We start from the raw sequence: 14,885 nt of genomic DNA on the forward strand, positions 1-14,885 counted from the left end.
GCAAATTAGTTCGTTGTCATCTTACAATTTTATTCTTGAAGCCCTATTCTATGCAGCTTCATATTAAATTGGTATCAGTTGGTTTACATACAGGGATTCGTCGAACGGGAATTCCGATAAGTTGTTCATGCCAAGCAGAATATCGAGGCTCTTCCTCCTGGGCATGAATTAGAGACTGCTTATCATTGGTAGTGGGTTGAGGCTGCTCTTTATTGGTATCGAGTGGAGGCTGCTCTTTATTGGTATGGAGTAAAAGATTAGCGATGCTACGGGCAGAATCATAAGGTTGCTGATCTGAGACACCGTGAACTACAATAATCGCGACTTTCTTCGAGGAATCACCACCTGACTCAGGCGGCGCGGTACTTGGCTTCATTTAACTACCCCCTTAAAATCCTAATACTCTGTTGTAATCGTTCGATACACTTATATAGTCGTTCTCAAGTAAGTGAGCTACGCCCCGATCGCATTCCAATTCCCAGGCGTACCTGACTTTACTGAAAAGTGCTATGTAATAATCAGTCCTTACATCGAATCTGCTGACTTAGGTTGCTCCACCTTGCTATCTGAGGCATTTGTAATATCAGATTCCCCGGAGTCAATTTTGTCTGTATCCTGTTTTAATTCTGATACAAGTGCGCCGCGATCGCGCCAAGCTTCGGCATTGTCTGGTTTAATGGCAATAGCTCGATCGTAAGCTGCCATTGCTTCCTCATACCGCTTTAATTCTGACAAAGCTATCCCCACATGACGCCAAGCATCGTAGGAGTCTGGCTTAATAGCAATCGCTTTCTCATAAGCTGCGATCGCTTCTTCCTGGCGCTGCAATTTTGCTAAAGATTCCCCTTTGGCAAACCAAGCTTCGTAACACTCCGAATTAAGGGTAATTGCTGATTCGTAAGAGGCAATTGCTGCTTCGTGCTGCGATAGTTTGTCGAAAGCTACGCCTCGGTTGTGCCACACTTCAAAATCCTGCGGTTTAAGGGCTATTGCTTTGTCGTAGGATTCGATCGATTCTTGATATCGCTGCATTTTTCCGAGCACAGCAGCTCTATTGTACCAAACTTCGTATTTGTCTTGCCGGATGCCGATCGCCCGATCGTAAGAATCAATAGCATCACTGTAGCGGAGCAGTCTCCACAGCATATTGCCTCGATTGTACCAAGTTTCATATCTCTTGGGATTGAGCTCTAGAGCGCGATCGTAAGAATCGACTGCTGCTGCGTACTGCTGTACTTTGGCCAGCATCGCGCCTCGGTTGTGCCAAATTTCGCTGTCGGTTGCTTTGATAGCGAGGGCCCGATCGTAACTGGCGATCGCTTCTTCGTAATGCTGCAATTGACCCAACAAAGCCGCTATACTGTGCCAACAAGCGTATTTTCGGGATTCGCTCGAACTTGCTCGCTCATAACAGACGATCGCCTCTTCGTACTTCTGCAATTTGGCCAGCAAACTCGCTTTATTATACCATGCTTCGTAGTTATCCGGTTTAATTAATATTGCTTGGTCGTAACAGGCGAGTGCTTCTTCCAGGCGCTGCAATTTTACTAACACATTTCCGCGCCAATACCAAGCCTCATTCAAAAATTTATTCGCTAAAACAGCTTTTTCCAAGCAAACTAATGCTTCATCATAATTGCCTTGAAAATAAAGCCCTTCGGCTTGTTTGATATAATCGTCAGCAATCAATTTTTCGTCGTTAGCGGGTGCAGTTTGCGAATTTTGGGAATTGTTTAAGGCCGGTTGAGGTGCGATTTTGAGAGCTTCTTTAGCAACCACTGCGGGAACTTGGGAAATTTCTTGAACAATTTGATATTTTTTTTCGTCAACTTCTTTCAGCAAAACTTGCAGGTGCATGAGAAATTGAGATTTGAGAGTCTCAATTTGCTCGACGGAAGATTTGGAAAGTTCAGTTTCTCTAGTTAAAAAATCAAGGGATTGTTTAGCTGCACCCATGTGCGCTTCTAATTCATCCCTCAACTTTTGATTCAGTTGGCTAGAATTTATGAGTTCGGATTCCAATACACCAATGCCATGCAATCGTTTATTGGCATCAGCCACCAACTGTTTGATTATCAGCCGTCGCATCATCCAAAAAAATGCAATTGTCACAGGTGGAAATACCGTACCAAGAATTAGCAAAATATTGAGCAGAGTTATGGTACTATTAAAACCATATCCAGATTCAGCACTGCCACTAGACGGGGAGATAAAAGCGAAAACTTCGCGAACTTGAGGATTGCTTTCAGCCCCGGTTTCGATTAATTTAGCCAGCCAGGTTTCTTGTAAAGATTTTGTTAGTTCATCGCCGGATTCAGCAGGAGTATTCGCCTTGGTTTTTGCAGTAGCAGATAAATCGGGTTGAGCGGCCGCTACCAGCAAACCTGTCGGCGATTTTACAGCAATTCGCGGGGAAAATTGTTCGTGAGCGATCGTCTCAGGCTCGCTAATTGGCTCAGCCCGACGGGATGTGGTACTATTTGGGGAAAATTGTTCGTGGGCGATCGTCTCAGGCTCACTAATTGACTCAGCCCGACCCGATTCAGTATTATTTACGGCATCAACAAAGTTGCTAGCCTGCGGTGTCTGAGGAGAAATAGGAGGTGCAGCAGGATTGGCGCTAGTATTAGCAGTTAAATTGTGGGATGCGAGGGCAGCCAGAGTCAGGAGAGCTAGATTAGAGACGCGCATAAACGTCAACTCATTTAGGAGAAATTAGTGCTTGGTTGTCAGCGATCGGGCGATCGACCTCATAGTCTCAGCAGTTAGAATAGCTGACTAGAGGAATGCTGACTTACTATCTCCAAAATACGCGCGCAGCCTGACTTTTCAGGAAAACTGCCAATAATTCTGGCTGTGGAACTTTTTTGAAAAAATATATTCTCGCGTCTAATCCGGTTGAATAACTCTCCGAATCATGATTAGGCTGGTAGGGCCGGGTTCACCAATCGGCACAATTAGCCAAAGATCCGGGTGAACCAGACCCGATTTTTAGCTCTAAACCCCAGCTAAAACCGCTTCCGGCTGCTGATGTTCAACCGCCACTTCTTCTAAATCAGCGCCAAAAATTTCACAGCTATTATTCGGACTTTCAATCAGCTTAATTTTGTGCAACTCGGCGCCCAATTCCCGCACGGGCGATCGCAATAATTGCCCGATCCGAACCGCAATATTCTCAGCAGTCGGCACAACCTTCTCAAAATAAGCAATATCCTTATTTAAAAAAGTGTGATCGAAGGGTTCAACAACATAATCGTCCACGGCTTTTTGCAAAGCTCCCAAATCAGCAATCATGCCAGTCCGCGCATCAATTTCCCCTTTAACAGTCACCTCTAAATGATAATTGTGACCGTGGCCGTTGGGACGAGCACATTTGCCGTAAATTTCCGAGTTTTCTTCAAAGCTCAAATCGGGACGAGCCAACCGATGGGCCGCGCTAAAATGAGTGGACAAAGTTAAATAAGCTTCCATTCCGTTTCCTAAATATTCAGCCCAAAGTTCGGGATGTTCAAACAATTGAATTTTGCTCACAGGTAAATGAGGGGCTAGCCGCAGCCAAATTTGCCGTGCTATGTTTTCGGTAGTTGGCAGAGTCTGCTCAAATTCCGGCCACGCTTCGTTGAGAAAGGAAAAATCGAGATCCTTGATAACTTCCCGCTTGATGACGTGCTTGACATCAGACAGGTTGAGCACCATGCCGTACTCGTCGAGTTCGCCTATCATGGAAACGTAAAGGACGTAATTGTGTCCGTGTCCCGGTGCGCGGGCAGTTGGGCCAAACCGCTCAAAGTTCTCGGCTTCGCTTAACTCCGGCAGCCAGTACCGGTGACTCGCCGAAAACTGTGCCCGACGATTGATGATGCACTGCATAAAAGTCAAGTAGGGTAAGCTTGTTAAGTTCTGTAAAGGACTCGCTTCTTAAGGATAAACTAATTTTTGCTGGAATTTTTCGATTATTTGAGGGTGCTGTAAATGAATTTCTACCAATTTTCCAAATATTGGCAACACGTCGCTGTTCGATCACGCCGCCGGGCCCATTTTACGCCACAACACAGATATCCGGCAGAAAATACCGCTACAAAACAGTTTCTCGCCACCAGTTGCTAACCCATCAGTTACGAGCCTTTGAGAAAGTACGCGCGTGCGGATCTATCCCGTTCCCGAAGCGTTCCCCAAGCGTAGGGAATCGACATTTTTTGCAACACAGGGCACTCCACAGTTCGAGTTTTTCGCCTAAGCTCTGCAATAGTTAGCAGTTGGCAGTTCAGTTGCGCTCAAAACTAATCCTATCAACTCCGCTAGCATCGTCGGGCGTAACATCGAATCAACAGTCAATACTCAACTATCATTCAGTTTTTCGACTGAGAGTTAACAGTCAACAGTCAACAGTCAACAATAAAATCGAATCAACAGTCAACAATACTCAACTATCATTCACTTTTTCGACTGACAGTTAACAGTCAACAGTCAACAATAATTCCGGTGCAACCGGAATTAATATCACCCATTATCAATCACCAATTACCCCTTACCAAATATTAATGAATTCGATTACTGCAGGAGCCGATCGCTTTTTTGAACATTTCTCGGGTGCGATGACAACCCCACTATTCTATATCGGGGACACTCATCTGTCTATCAGTGCGATCGTCCAACTGATAGTTTTAGCTATATTTGCCTTGATTATAGCTAAGATTATCAGTGAAGGAATCAAGCGCAGCCTGCTAGTTCGGATGGGATTAGATCGCGGCAGTCGAGAAGCAATTTCTACGATCATTAGCTATATTTTAGCCACTATTGGCTGTATATTTGTCCTGCAAGGTTCCGGCATTAACCTCACTTCTCTCACCGTCTTAGCTGGAGTTGTCGGCATTGGTTTCGGCTTCGGCTTGCAAAATCTCGCCAGCAACTTTATCAGCGGCCTCACCCTGCTATTTGAACACCAAATTAGAGTCGGAGACTTCATTGAAATAGACAATTTATTAGGAACCGTAGAAACAATTTCTATTCGCTCGACAATTATCAAAACAATTGACGGACTGTTTGTGATAATACCAAATATTAAGTTTGTCGAAACTAATATTATAAACTGGAGTTACAGAGATCCCAGATGTCGCCTCCACATCCCCATCGGCGTTGCTTACGGATCTGACCCAGTAATAGTTACGGAAGCGCTGTTAATTGCGGCGCGGATGGAATCGAATGTCTTATCCCATCCTTCTCCTAAAGTATGGTTTCGCGGTTTTGGAGATAATGCTTTAAATTTTGAACTTTTAGTTTGGATTGATCAGCCACAGGAAAGCGATGCTATTAAAAGCGCGGTAAATTTTTTAATAGATTACGAATTGCGCCACCGAAATATAGAAATTCCCTTTCCCCAGCGGGATTTGTGGCTGCGAAACCCGCAAGAGTTAACTAAAATTTTTCACCCTAACAAAGACGATAATTCCAACGGCAAAGTTTTTCCGCAGAATGCCAAACATTCAACCGAGTTAAAATCTAATTCCACCGTTTCTGAACCTAAAACTCCAGCGCCTAAATCCCCTAATAATTGGACGCTGCGAGATTTGTTGCGACGAGTAACTTATTTTGAACAGTGTACGGATTTAGAACTTCGACAGTTAATTGAATACGGCTACCGACAACTGTTTCCAGCGGGACAGGTGGTATGTAAAGAAAATGACCCTGGCGACTCTTTTTATATTATTCTTTCCGGTACTGTAGAAGTTCTTTCTCAAAAAGCCGATCAGTATATTGCTACCCTTCATGAGGGCGAGTTTTTTGGGGAAATATCTTTGCTGTTGGGTACTCCGAGAACGGCGACTGTTAAAACTAGCGAAGATGCAATTTTGTTTGTGGTGGAACGTCACGATTTGCAAAAACTTTTAAGAGAACAACCCAATTTAGCCGATCAGATTGCTCAAAAATTGTCGGAACGCCAGCAAGCTTTGAGAGATTTGGGATTGTTAGATGGCGACTCTCTGGAACAAACTCCTTTTATTAAAATTCGCAAGCGAATTCAAGTTCTTTTTGGAATTTGAAAGAAGGAAAGGGGAAGTTCGGCAACGGATTCGCTTTCTTCGGATGTAACGGATGTCACGAAAAAGGAAGTTCGGCAACGGATTCGCTTTCTTCGGATGTAACGGATGTAACGGATGTCAGGAAGAAATAAGAAGGAAGAGGGAAGAGGGAACAATCTGCTTTTTTAAATTTTAATTTTTAATTCCTCCTGTGCTTCCCGCCGCAGTCTAGCGGCAATTCTAAACAGTTCTTGACCGGTGTGCAAGTGGCGATCGTCATAATTGAGGGTAAATAAATACAATTCTTCTATGCCGTCTCCGACTTGATTGATACAGTAGTAGAGATGAGCCGCAACTCCGGCTACATTAGATGGATTGGGCATCGATGTAAGAAAGTTATGAGCTTTTTTGAGATACTCGCGACTGGTTTCGATATAAAGTTGAAACTTTTCTATCAGTTCGTCATCAAATGGATCTGCGGACAATTCATCTATTTCCTTTTTAAGCGGCTTCAAGATGCTATTGAGCATTTTATTGAGGGGTTTGTATACTTTAATCAGCCACTGTTCCATTTGTTCGTCAGCGTCCCGTGCTGTTTGCGTTTGCTGGCGGCTGACGTTTGGTGCGACTGGTGATTGCTGTTCGGTTTGCTCGGAAAATTGGCGATCGTAAGATTGTCTGTGCTGGGCGTCTCCTAATATTTCATAGGCTGCATTGAGGCGGACAATCTCTTCGTGACCTGCTGTGTCGCTGTGGCTGTCTGGATGAAATAATTTGACTAAACGGCGGTATGCTTGTTTAATCTCGGCTTGTGTTGCGGTTGGGCTAATCTTTAGGGTTTTGTAGTGATTGATAACGGAAGACACTGTATTATTTCCTTGAAATATGGATAATCTGTGAAAAACTGCTTGACAAAAATATCATTATTTGCTAACTTTATAAGTATTTATCTGATATAAATGTCAAAAATTGTCAGTAAAAAACCTCAGTTTTCAACTTATCATAAATCTATTTTAGAAAAACATTGAGGCTTTGGAAGTGGTAAGCCGATCGACATTGGGGACTCATCGATCGCTCCTCCCAGCAATTGTTAGCTGCTTCTTTCCCGACAAGAGCGCTTACCGGCCACGAAGCTAACGCGCCGAAAGTGGTTCGTTCAAAAACAAGCCCCTTGACCAATTCACCATCGATCGCGATCGATGCAGCTACAATCTAGGGCAATTGTTTAAGCTAAAAAGCCAAGCCAAGCAGGGCGTACAGTGTACGCCCTGCTGTCAGTTTCTGCGACTTGGGTGAGAGCCTGACCTAGTTGAGGGCCATCGCCAGATTGAGTTCTGGATCTTGGAACAAGGGAGTGCTCAGATAGCGTTCGCCGAAGCTAGGCTGAATCATCACAATCAATTTCCCTGCATTTTCGGGACGCTTGCCGACTTTCACTGCCGCATATAGTGCCGCACCGCTGGAAATACCGGACAAAAGTCCTTCTTCTCTGGCCAAGCGGCGGCCGTAGGCGATCGCGTCATCATCCGTAACAACTATAATTTCGTCGATCGAATCCACATTCAGCACCGGTGGCACAAAACCAGCACCGATACCTTGAATTTTGTGAGGCCCTGGCTTTCCGCCCGACAGTATCTGACTATTAGCCGGCTCAACGGCGATCGCCTTAAACTCGGGTTTCCGCGACTTAATCACCTCTGCCACACCCGTAATCGTACCGCCAGTGCCGACTCCCGAAATCAGGAAATCCACCTCGCCGTCTGTATCTTCCCAAATTTCCTCAGCCGTTGTCGAACGGTGAACCTGCGGGTTCGCGGGATTCCGAAACTGCTGCAACATATACGCATTGGGAGTTTTGTCCACAATCTCTTGAGCCCGGCGGATGCAGCCGCTCATGCCCTCAATTCCCGGAGTCAGTTCTAGTTGGGCCCCGTAAGCTCGCAGCATCGATCGACGTTCCGTGCTCATCGTATCCGGCATTGTCAAAATCAACTGGTAGCCCTTAGCCGCGGCCACCATTGCCAGAGCAATTCCGGTATTGCCAGAAGTCGGTTCCACTAAAACCGTTTTGCCTGGACTAATCAGCCCTTCGGCCTCGGCTTGATTGACCATATTGACACCGATGCGGTCTTTCACCGATGCTGCCGGATTCATGCCTTCGAGTTTTACCACAATCCGAGCCACGCAGCCTTCAGCTTGGGGAATGCGGTTGAGTTGCACCAGGGGCGTCCGCCCTACCAATTCTGTAATGTCGCCAGCAATACGCATAATCTTTGTCAGTTTGTGGTTGAAAGTAAATGTTAATTCCTAGTTGGCAATATTTTAACTAGATGTAATACATGATATCGAGCTGCCGTCTGCCATTGCGCTTTTCGCACAGATCCTGTAGCGTGTATTTTTGCAACACTGAGTTGGCAATCGATCGAGCTTCTTGCCAAACTTCCCAAATCACAGCACTTTCTACAGTTTGAGCGGGCGAGTCTTTTTCAGAGCGATCGAACTCTGAGCCTTCGAGACAATTGATAATTTCTAGGAGTGTAATTTTCCAGGGTTCCCTCGCCAAGATATAACCTCCCTTAGCTCCTCGCTGGCTGCGAATCAGTCCGCAGCGTCTCATGGTAGCGAGCAACTGCTCTAAATATCGATCGGGAATATTTTGCTGAGCCGCTATCTGGCGAATTTGCAGAGGCTCGCCTTCATCGTAGCAATCGGCAAGCTCCAGCAAAGCTAAGATTGCGTATTCGCTTTTACAGGAGAGTTCTACCATAATTGCTTCAAATATCAGAATTATCAACTCCGAAGTCAGATGTTAAAATTCTCATCAATGTTGAGTTCCAAATTCTAACTCCAAACTTTACCTTTTATTATACCCCGGTTTTCCACTGAACTTGAGCGACTTTCATGACTTCATCCTTGGAACGCGATCGGCCATCTGAACCCAACTAACCCAGTTTCTCGTTTCGACTCCCTCCCCTTCCACCACAGCCTTACCTCCCGAAACCGGGTTTCTGCATCTATGACTGATAATTTTTAATTTTTAATAGATTCTGCTCGTCCAATTCGTCCCCCCACAAAAAAGCCCTGCAGCAGGCAGGGCTAAACGTCGCATCTAGAAGCCAGCAGAGAGGGTATGACCCGCCCTGCCTCCTCTAACCCGCTCTTAGAACGTGAAAGTAGTTCTCAGAGTACCAATAATGATGTCGTCGTTATGGTCGTTTTGATTGGGATTGGTCACCCAAATCACGCCCGGAGTAACAGAAATGTTGTCCGATAGCTGAAACTTGTAGAACCCTTCGACGTGATACGAATTATCGTTGCGGAAGCTCCGCAAACTTCTCGGAGCTTCAAGTTTATCCAAGTAAGGCTCACGACCTACCACGAACCCTAGCAAGTTGCCTTCTTTTCCTAAATCGGGCAAAGCCAAGGTAACAGCGTAGTTCCAGATTCTCGCATCGCCGATGCCGAGAATGCGGGCATTGGTTAAACCAGCCCAGCCGCCAAGGATAAACCTCGGGTTGAGCCGCAACGAAGCCTGAGCGCCGTAGGAGTTGGAGACAACTTTGCGAGCCCGGAAGCCCTCAAAGCCTTCGCTCAAACCGTTGAGAGAATTAGCCACGCCGGTACCGGTGAAACCGCCGAGACTGTCTGGCCCATTCGATAAACCATTGTCAAACCCAAAGTTACCTCTGCTAAAGTAACCGTGGTTGTAGTTGAAAGCAACTTGCAAGTTGCGTCCGGGGGTAAAAGTCAACTGACCCATCGCCGTGTAGTCGCCGTTCGTCAAGCCTGCACCCTTGCTAGGATTGGCTGCATTTGATGCCAAGTAGCCGAAGGACAGAGAAGTCGGGCCGAACACGCCACCCAGCAAACCCCTGCCACCGAAAGCATAGTCAAAGCCGATACCTGAGCCACCGCCCAAGCGATAAATCGGGTTCCGCTGTCCAAAGGTGCTCAGTGCTCCGTTGCCACCGTCAAAGTCTTCAAAGTAAGGGTTGACAGTCGGCAGAATGTCGTCCCAGACCACAGCGTTGGCTGCAAGGGTAACGTTCAGTCGCTGACCGACGGGGAACTTATATAGCAAGGTGTCTAGAGCAACAACGTTGTCGGTTCTGCCGACTACGTTCCAAGTTTGAGTGCCTTCGCTGGTAGCACCAAGGTTGAAGTTGCGACCGTTGCCGACCTGAAGCCTTGTCAGCAGCAAGTCTCTGCCGGTGAAGCTAGTGTTTAAATTGAGACGTACCCGCTGTTGGAAGACGGTTTCATTGTTGTCGCTGCCGAGTCTTCTTCCCTCTTGACCAAACAAGCCAACCTTGCCGCCAAAGTCGTCGCTGAGGGCAAAAATTGCTTCCCCAGTCAGCTTGGTAGTAGTTGAGAATTGGTTGGCTTCGAGTTCGGCTGTCCGAGCTTCCAAAGCATCGACGCGACCGCGCAGGGTTGCCAGTTCCGCTGCAAATTCTTCTTGGAGCCGTTGGAGGGCTGCCAAGTCATCTCTGGTAGCGAAGTTGCCCGTGCCACCTCTAATTAGCTCGCTCACCTTGTCTAAGCAAGCATTTAAACCGGCTGCGAATTCGTAGCGAGTCATTGCCCGGTTGCCGCGGAATGTGCCGTCGGGATAACCGGCAATACAGCCGTAGCGCTCGACTAGGGATTGCAGTGCTTGGAAGGCCCAGTCTGTGGGCCGCACGTCGGAAAGTTGAGATACGGAGGTAACTTGACCTTCAGTTTCGCCGCCGGCAGCACCTTCGCTGGTGTACTGGTTGAGCTGTTCTAATGTGGCGGCTGGGTTTTGCTCTTGTGGTGCGGCAGTTTGGGCTAAAGATTCAGCCGGTTTTGGCAAACTTTGTGCTGCCGACTCTGCCACTGCCGGGGCTGGAGTTTCTAACTGAGCTGCACCGATTTGCTCTGGGAGAGCGGTAGCTGCCGGGGCTGGAGTTTCTAGTTGGGCTGCCGGGGCAGAATTTTCTACTGGTTGAGTGACTGTTGGCCCGGCGGCGGCTAAAGATTCACTTGTAGGTTGTAATGCTGCTTGGGGATTTGCCTCAGCAGGGGCTGTGTTGGCTCCGACGATCGCACTTTCAGTGGCAGCCGTGGCCGAATCTGCAATCGCTGCGTGCGTTTCGCTGCCAGCGGCTTGGGAAATTTCTTCTACTGGCTCGGAGGCTGCAGTTGTTTCGGAAACAGCAGCTAAAGCATTTAGTTTCGCTTCGGAGGTTTCAGCGGTTTCAGCTTTGGCGGCAGGGGGATTGAGCGCATCAGCAGCCTGCTGAGCGTCTGCTGCCATCGCGCTCGAAGAAACTACTAGGGTAGCTCCTAAGACTGCTGGGCTGATTAGTAAGTAACTCCACAAAAATTTCGACATATTCACTCTCATCCTCACACCGATTACAGAGAAACTTTTCTAGTCTTCTATGTGGTCAGTCGTTGCTCAACTAGCATACTCTAAAAAGAGACCTAAAATTCACTTTTTCTTTTGATTCTTTCGGGCTGACCGAGTATATAGATGTGACTGACGGCTCCAGAGAGCCTGTTTTTTAACCTGTACTCAACGGCGTCAAAACCAGACCCTGCTTGGGCTGTGGATTGATTTTACTGCTGACACTTGATAGCGCCCGATCGCCTATTTACTTTTTAGCACAGCACGCCCGACTCGTCTAGGCTGATTCGACTTTAACCTCCAAGCTGTGTCCGAGAACGCTAAAGACTTGGCGGTGATCGAACAGTTCTAACAACTCGGCGTTGATTTTATTGTGAGCTGCTTCTTGTCGCAAAATTTTCATCGCAGCCTCTGTTCGCAGAGCTCGCTTGTAGGGGCGATCGCCTGCTGTCAGGGCGTCGTAAATATCGGCGATCGTCATCAATTGCGCTTGAATTGGAATTTCTGACTTGTTTAGACCTCGCGGATAGCCTGTGCCGTCGAGTTTTTCGTGATGTCCGTAGGCAATGTCTGGAACATTTTTCAAATCCTTTGTCCAAGGAATTTGTTTCAGAAACTCGTAAGTGTGAGTTACGTGAAATTCTATTGCAGATCGTTCTTCCGGCGTCAGGTTGCCCCTTGACACCATCAATTGCAAGATCTCGTCTGGGTTTAGCAGGGGTTTCTTTGCCCCATCTATATCTCTGTAAGTTTGTCGAGAAATCTCTCGCAGTTGAGCTAGGGGTTCTGCTGCCAAAATGTGAGGCTCGTTTGCCTCTAGCAGCACTTCCCAGTATTCTGCTAATCTGGTTTTCGCCTCTGCTAGCTTAGTGTCTAGCTGTTCGATTTCCTGGCATTGAGCGCACTCTGGCTCCTGGATCGGGTGTTTTCGGTAGGCTGAATGCTCCAGCAAGTATTTATATTTAGACTGGACGCATTCTATTTCCATCGTCCGCTGAGCTAAGCCAAAGCGGTGGCGAATGATTTCTAGCTGTGCGGGGTAGAGCTTTTTCTGTTTGGTCAAAACTGCTTCGGGCACTCCAATTTTGCCAAAATCGTGCAGCAGGGCGGCGTAGCGAAGTTCTTGAATTTGGCGGTTGTTAAAGTAAATAGAGCGCAGTCCTCCGCTGCTGACGGTGTTTACTTCTTCTGAAAGGCGTACTGTGAGGGCTGCTACTCGTTCTGAATGGCCGTAGGTACAGGGGTCTCTGGCTTCTATGACTTGCACCGAAGCTTTGACGAAGCCCTCGAACAAATGTTCTATGCTGTCTTGGAGTTGATTGCGCTCGATCGAGATTGCTGCTTGAGAAGCGAGCGATCGAACTATCCTTTCTTCCCACTCTGAATACTGCTGCGTCGATGCCCAGGCATTGTCTGCTGTCAGCACCGTATCTGCCTTGGTTTTGCGGTTGATCAGTTGCAATACACCTATTGTCTCACCCTGTCGGTTTTGCATCGGCAGTACCATTACCGAGCAAGTGCGGTAATCAATATCCCTGTCAAAACTGGTATCTAGCCGATAGGGTACGCCCGGGGGTAAGTCGTAGGCATCAGACAGGTTCAAACTTTGACCTGTAATTGCCACGTATCCCGCCAAGCTTTTGTCTGTCAGTGGCAGGGCAAACTCTTTAAACGACAGTCTCGGTTTAGAAGCGTTTTGGGCTACCTTGAACAGCAGCTTAGATTTTTCGTCGCTGTGATCTACTAAGTAAACGCTGCCAGCATCGCTGTAAGTAATTTCCCTACTTTTGGATAAAATTAAGTTTAACAAGTCGCCCAAATCTTGGGCGCTCGACAGAGCCGCGCCAATATCTAAAAGCTTTTCTATCAGATCGGTTTTTTCGGCAGCAGACTCGTTCTTGAACTCTGGCTTTTCAAATACGATCATGGTCGGATGATGGGGAATAGCCTTTTATACATTGAACGTTTGGCCTCTCGACTTTTTAGCACCCGATTCTAACCCCAAGTCGATTTTTTATTTGCGAGCTTTTCTCTAGGGGGGACTGTCGCGAGATGCAGTGGCTCTTGTTGGGCCAGCGGGCACTCTTTTAATCTAGCGTAGAAATCTCTTGGGCTAGCGCAAAGTCTTTCTCAGTTAAGCCTCCGGCATCGTGAGTTGTCAAGTTAAGTGTAACTTTGTTGTAGGAAATTTCTATATCGGGGTGATGTGCTGCGGCTTCTGAGGGGGCGACCAACTTATTCACAAAGGCGATCGCTTCGATAAAATCTTTAAATAAACGGGTACAGCGAAGTTGTTTACCTTCAACCGTCCAGCCTGACAATTGACTGGCGCGCTCTTGAATTTCAGTATGGTTAATTAGCTCAGCCATAATTTTTTTTCTTTGGGAGTAGCAATGGCAGATTCACTGCCCACCTGTAGAAACCCTGACCAAAAACTATCCGCTCTCACCAATAGTGTTGAGCCTCAAGTTTTAATACTCAAGATTTAACACTATTTGAGGTGAGAGCGGTCTAGCGGGTCTTCAGATTAGAACCTGACTGCCGGGAGAATCCCTAGCTCAGCCTGGTTCCCCGTGGAAGTCGTTTCCCGTTGGAGACGACGGCTGACTGCTAGTGAGCGGCCCCGGCGCACAGCCGGTAGTTTCCAATCTGATGACCCATGCGTTTACTACTTTCTATCATGGGCATCACCTCCAGGTTTAGCTAAATGGCTTAATATTGGAACGCACATCACCTAAATACAAGATTTAAGGTGATGATTTGTGCGCTAGCCATTGCCAGCGTTACCAGAAGAACTTGCGTTCTGAGTATCATTCTAGTATTCACAATTATTAGAATAACACAAGAATTAGAAGTGGGGGGATGCAAATTGAGATTTTTGTAAGATGAGGGCAAATTGCTGCTGCAATGTCTCTGATCGCTCTCTACAGCAAGCGGACGATCGCAGTTTCAGCCATCTGCCTATATTTTCTTCAGCATCCGGGCTGTGCGGTTATTAGGCGCATGGCAACTCTGGCTGCGGGGAAAGGCGGCTCGATTTCTTGCCAGATGGAGAGTTCACCAGATATAGAGACACGAGTTGTTCTAGCTGCAGGCAGAGTTTGTTGTTGTACAAAATCCACTTTTTTTAGGGCGCTAATTCGATCGACTCCTGGAAACAAAAAGCTCCTGCCTGGTGGCGGGAGCTTTTTAAGCATTAAGGGTAAAGCCTAAACTGCTTTATCTTACCCTTTTAAAATGTTGGAAATTTTGATATTTCGCGCTGATTACAGAGCGTTACCGCGAGGCAGAACTTCTTCAGGGAAGATGAAGTTTTCGTGGGGTTGGTCTGTCGGAGCCATCCAAGCACGAATGCCTTCGTTAAGCAGAATGTTCTTAGTGTAGAACGTTTCAAACTCAGGATCTTCAGCAGCACGTAATTCTTGTGATACGAAGTCATAGGCGCGCAGGTTTAATGCTAAACCAACGATGCCAATGGAGCTCATCCACAA

9 protein-coding genes and 1 pseudogene are annotated in these 14,885 nt (G+C 46.9%); 1 reads left to right on the forward strand and 9 read right to left on the reverse strand.

Annotation, left to right across the window (positions count from 1 at the left end; all coding sequences use genetic code 11):
* Window positions 1-525 precede the first annotated feature (525 nt).
* Together QUA04_RS25175 and QUA04_RS25180 are read right to left on the reverse strand one after the other, a co-directional pair.
* Entirely contained in the window at window positions 526-2,691 is a 2,166-nt protein-coding gene (locus QUA04_RS25175; RefSeq protein WP_333262284.1) for a tetratricopeptide repeat protein, read from the reverse strand.
* A 306-nt stretch (window positions 2,692-2,997) separates the two neighbouring features.
* Window positions 2,998-3,870 (reverse strand): 6-carboxytetrahydropterin synthase, encoded by an 873-nt coding sequence (locus QUA04_RS25180; protein WP_333262288.1) that lies wholly within the window; start codon window positions 3,868-3,870, stop codon window positions 2,998-3,000.
* A gap of 671 nt (window positions 3,871-4,541) precedes the next feature.
* Between QUA04_RS25180 and QUA04_RS25185 the strand changes: the two genes are divergently transcribed.
* Entirely contained in the window at window positions 4,542-6,041 is a 1,500-nt protein-coding gene (locus QUA04_RS25185) for a cyclic nucleotide-binding domain-containing protein (protein WP_333262290.1), read from the forward strand.
* Window positions 6,042-6,205: 164 nt separating this feature from the next.
* Here QUA04_RS25185 and QUA04_RS25190 read toward each other — a convergent pair whose 3' ends face one another.
* The 7 genes and pseudogenes from QUA04_RS25190 to QUA04_RS25220 all read right to left on the reverse strand — a co-directional run.
* Window positions 6,206-6,886, reverse strand: a complete 681-nt coding sequence (locus tag QUA04_RS25190; RefSeq protein WP_333262293.1) for a J domain-containing protein — start codon at window positions 6,884-6,886, stop codon at window positions 6,206-6,208.
* A 439-nt stretch (window positions 6,887-7,325) separates the two neighbouring features.
* On the reverse strand, window positions 7,326-8,288 hold the full coding sequence (gene cysK, locus QUA04_RS25195) for a cysteine synthase A (RefSeq protein ID WP_333262297.1): 963 nt from the start codon (window positions 8,286-8,288) through the stop codon (window positions 7,326-7,328).
* Between the two features lie 58 nt (window positions 8,289-8,346).
* Window positions 8,347-8,787: an RrF2 family transcriptional regulator gene (locus tag QUA04_RS25200; RefSeq protein ID WP_015176708.1), complete on the reverse strand. Its 441-nt coding sequence runs from the start codon at window positions 8,785-8,787 to the stop codon at window positions 8,347-8,349.
* A 393-nt stretch (window positions 8,788-9,180) separates the two neighbouring features.
* The gene (locus QUA04_RS25205; RefSeq protein WP_333262300.1) at window positions 9,181-11,379 is read right to left on the reverse strand and encodes an iron uptake porin; all 2,199 of its coding nucleotides are present in this window, start codon (window positions 11,377-11,379) and stop codon (window positions 9,181-9,183) included.
* A 292-nt stretch (window positions 11,380-11,671) separates the two neighbouring features.
* A complete protein-coding gene (locus QUA04_RS25210) occupies window positions 11,672-13,321 on the reverse strand; it encodes an HD domain-containing phosphohydrolase (RefSeq protein WP_333262302.1) in 1,650 nt (549 codons plus the stop codon).
* A 160-nt stretch (window positions 13,322-13,481) separates the two neighbouring features.
* The gene (locus QUA04_RS25215) at window positions 13,482-13,763 is read right to left on the reverse strand and encodes a 4a-hydroxytetrahydrobiopterin dehydratase (protein WP_333262305.1); all 282 of its coding nucleotides are present in this window, start codon (window positions 13,761-13,763) and stop codon (window positions 13,482-13,484) included.
* Window positions 13,764-14,660: 897 nt separating this feature from the next.
* A pseudogene (locus tag QUA04_RS25220) lies at window positions 14,661-14,885 on the reverse strand (photosystem II D2 protein (photosystem q(a) protein)); the annotation flags it as partial.

The organism is Microcoleus sp. S13_C5 (assembly GCF_036700845.1).
Lineage (GTDB): Bacteria > Cyanobacteriota > Cyanobacteriia > Cyanobacteriales > Microcoleaceae > Microcoleus.

Bases quoted from the DNA above. Each gene is read 5' to 3' on its own strand.
- QUA04_RS25175 (WP_333262284.1), bottom strand. From the start codon at position 2,691: ATGCGCGTCTCTAATCTAGCTCTCCTGACTCTGGCTGCCCTCGCATCC.
- QUA04_RS25180 (WP_333262288.1), bottom strand. From the start codon at position 3,870: ATGCAGTGCATCATCAATCGTCGGGCACAGTTTTCGGCGAGTCACCGG.
- QUA04_RS25185 (WP_333262290.1), top strand. From the start codon at position 4,542: ATGAATTCGATTACTGCAGGAGCCGATCGCTTTTTTGAACATTTCTCG.
- cysK (WP_333262297.1), bottom strand. From the start codon at position 8,288: ATGCGTATTGCTGGCGACATTACAGAATTGGTAGGGCGGACGCCCCTG.
- QUA04_RS25200 (WP_015176708.1), bottom strand. From the start codon at position 8,787: ATGGTAGAACTCTCCTGTAAAAGCGAATACGCAATCTTAGCTTTGCTG.
- QUA04_RS25205 (WP_333262300.1), bottom strand. From the start codon at position 11,379: ATGTCGAAATTTTTGTGGAGTTACTTACTAATCAGCCCAGCAGTCTTA.
- QUA04_RS25210 (WP_333262302.1), bottom strand. From the start codon at position 13,321: ATGATCGTATTTGAAAAGCCAGAGTTCAAGAACGAGTCTGCTGCCGAA.
- QUA04_RS25215 (WP_333262305.1), bottom strand. From the start codon at position 13,763: ATGGCTGAGCTAATTAACCATACTGAAATTCAAGAGCGCGCCAGTCAA.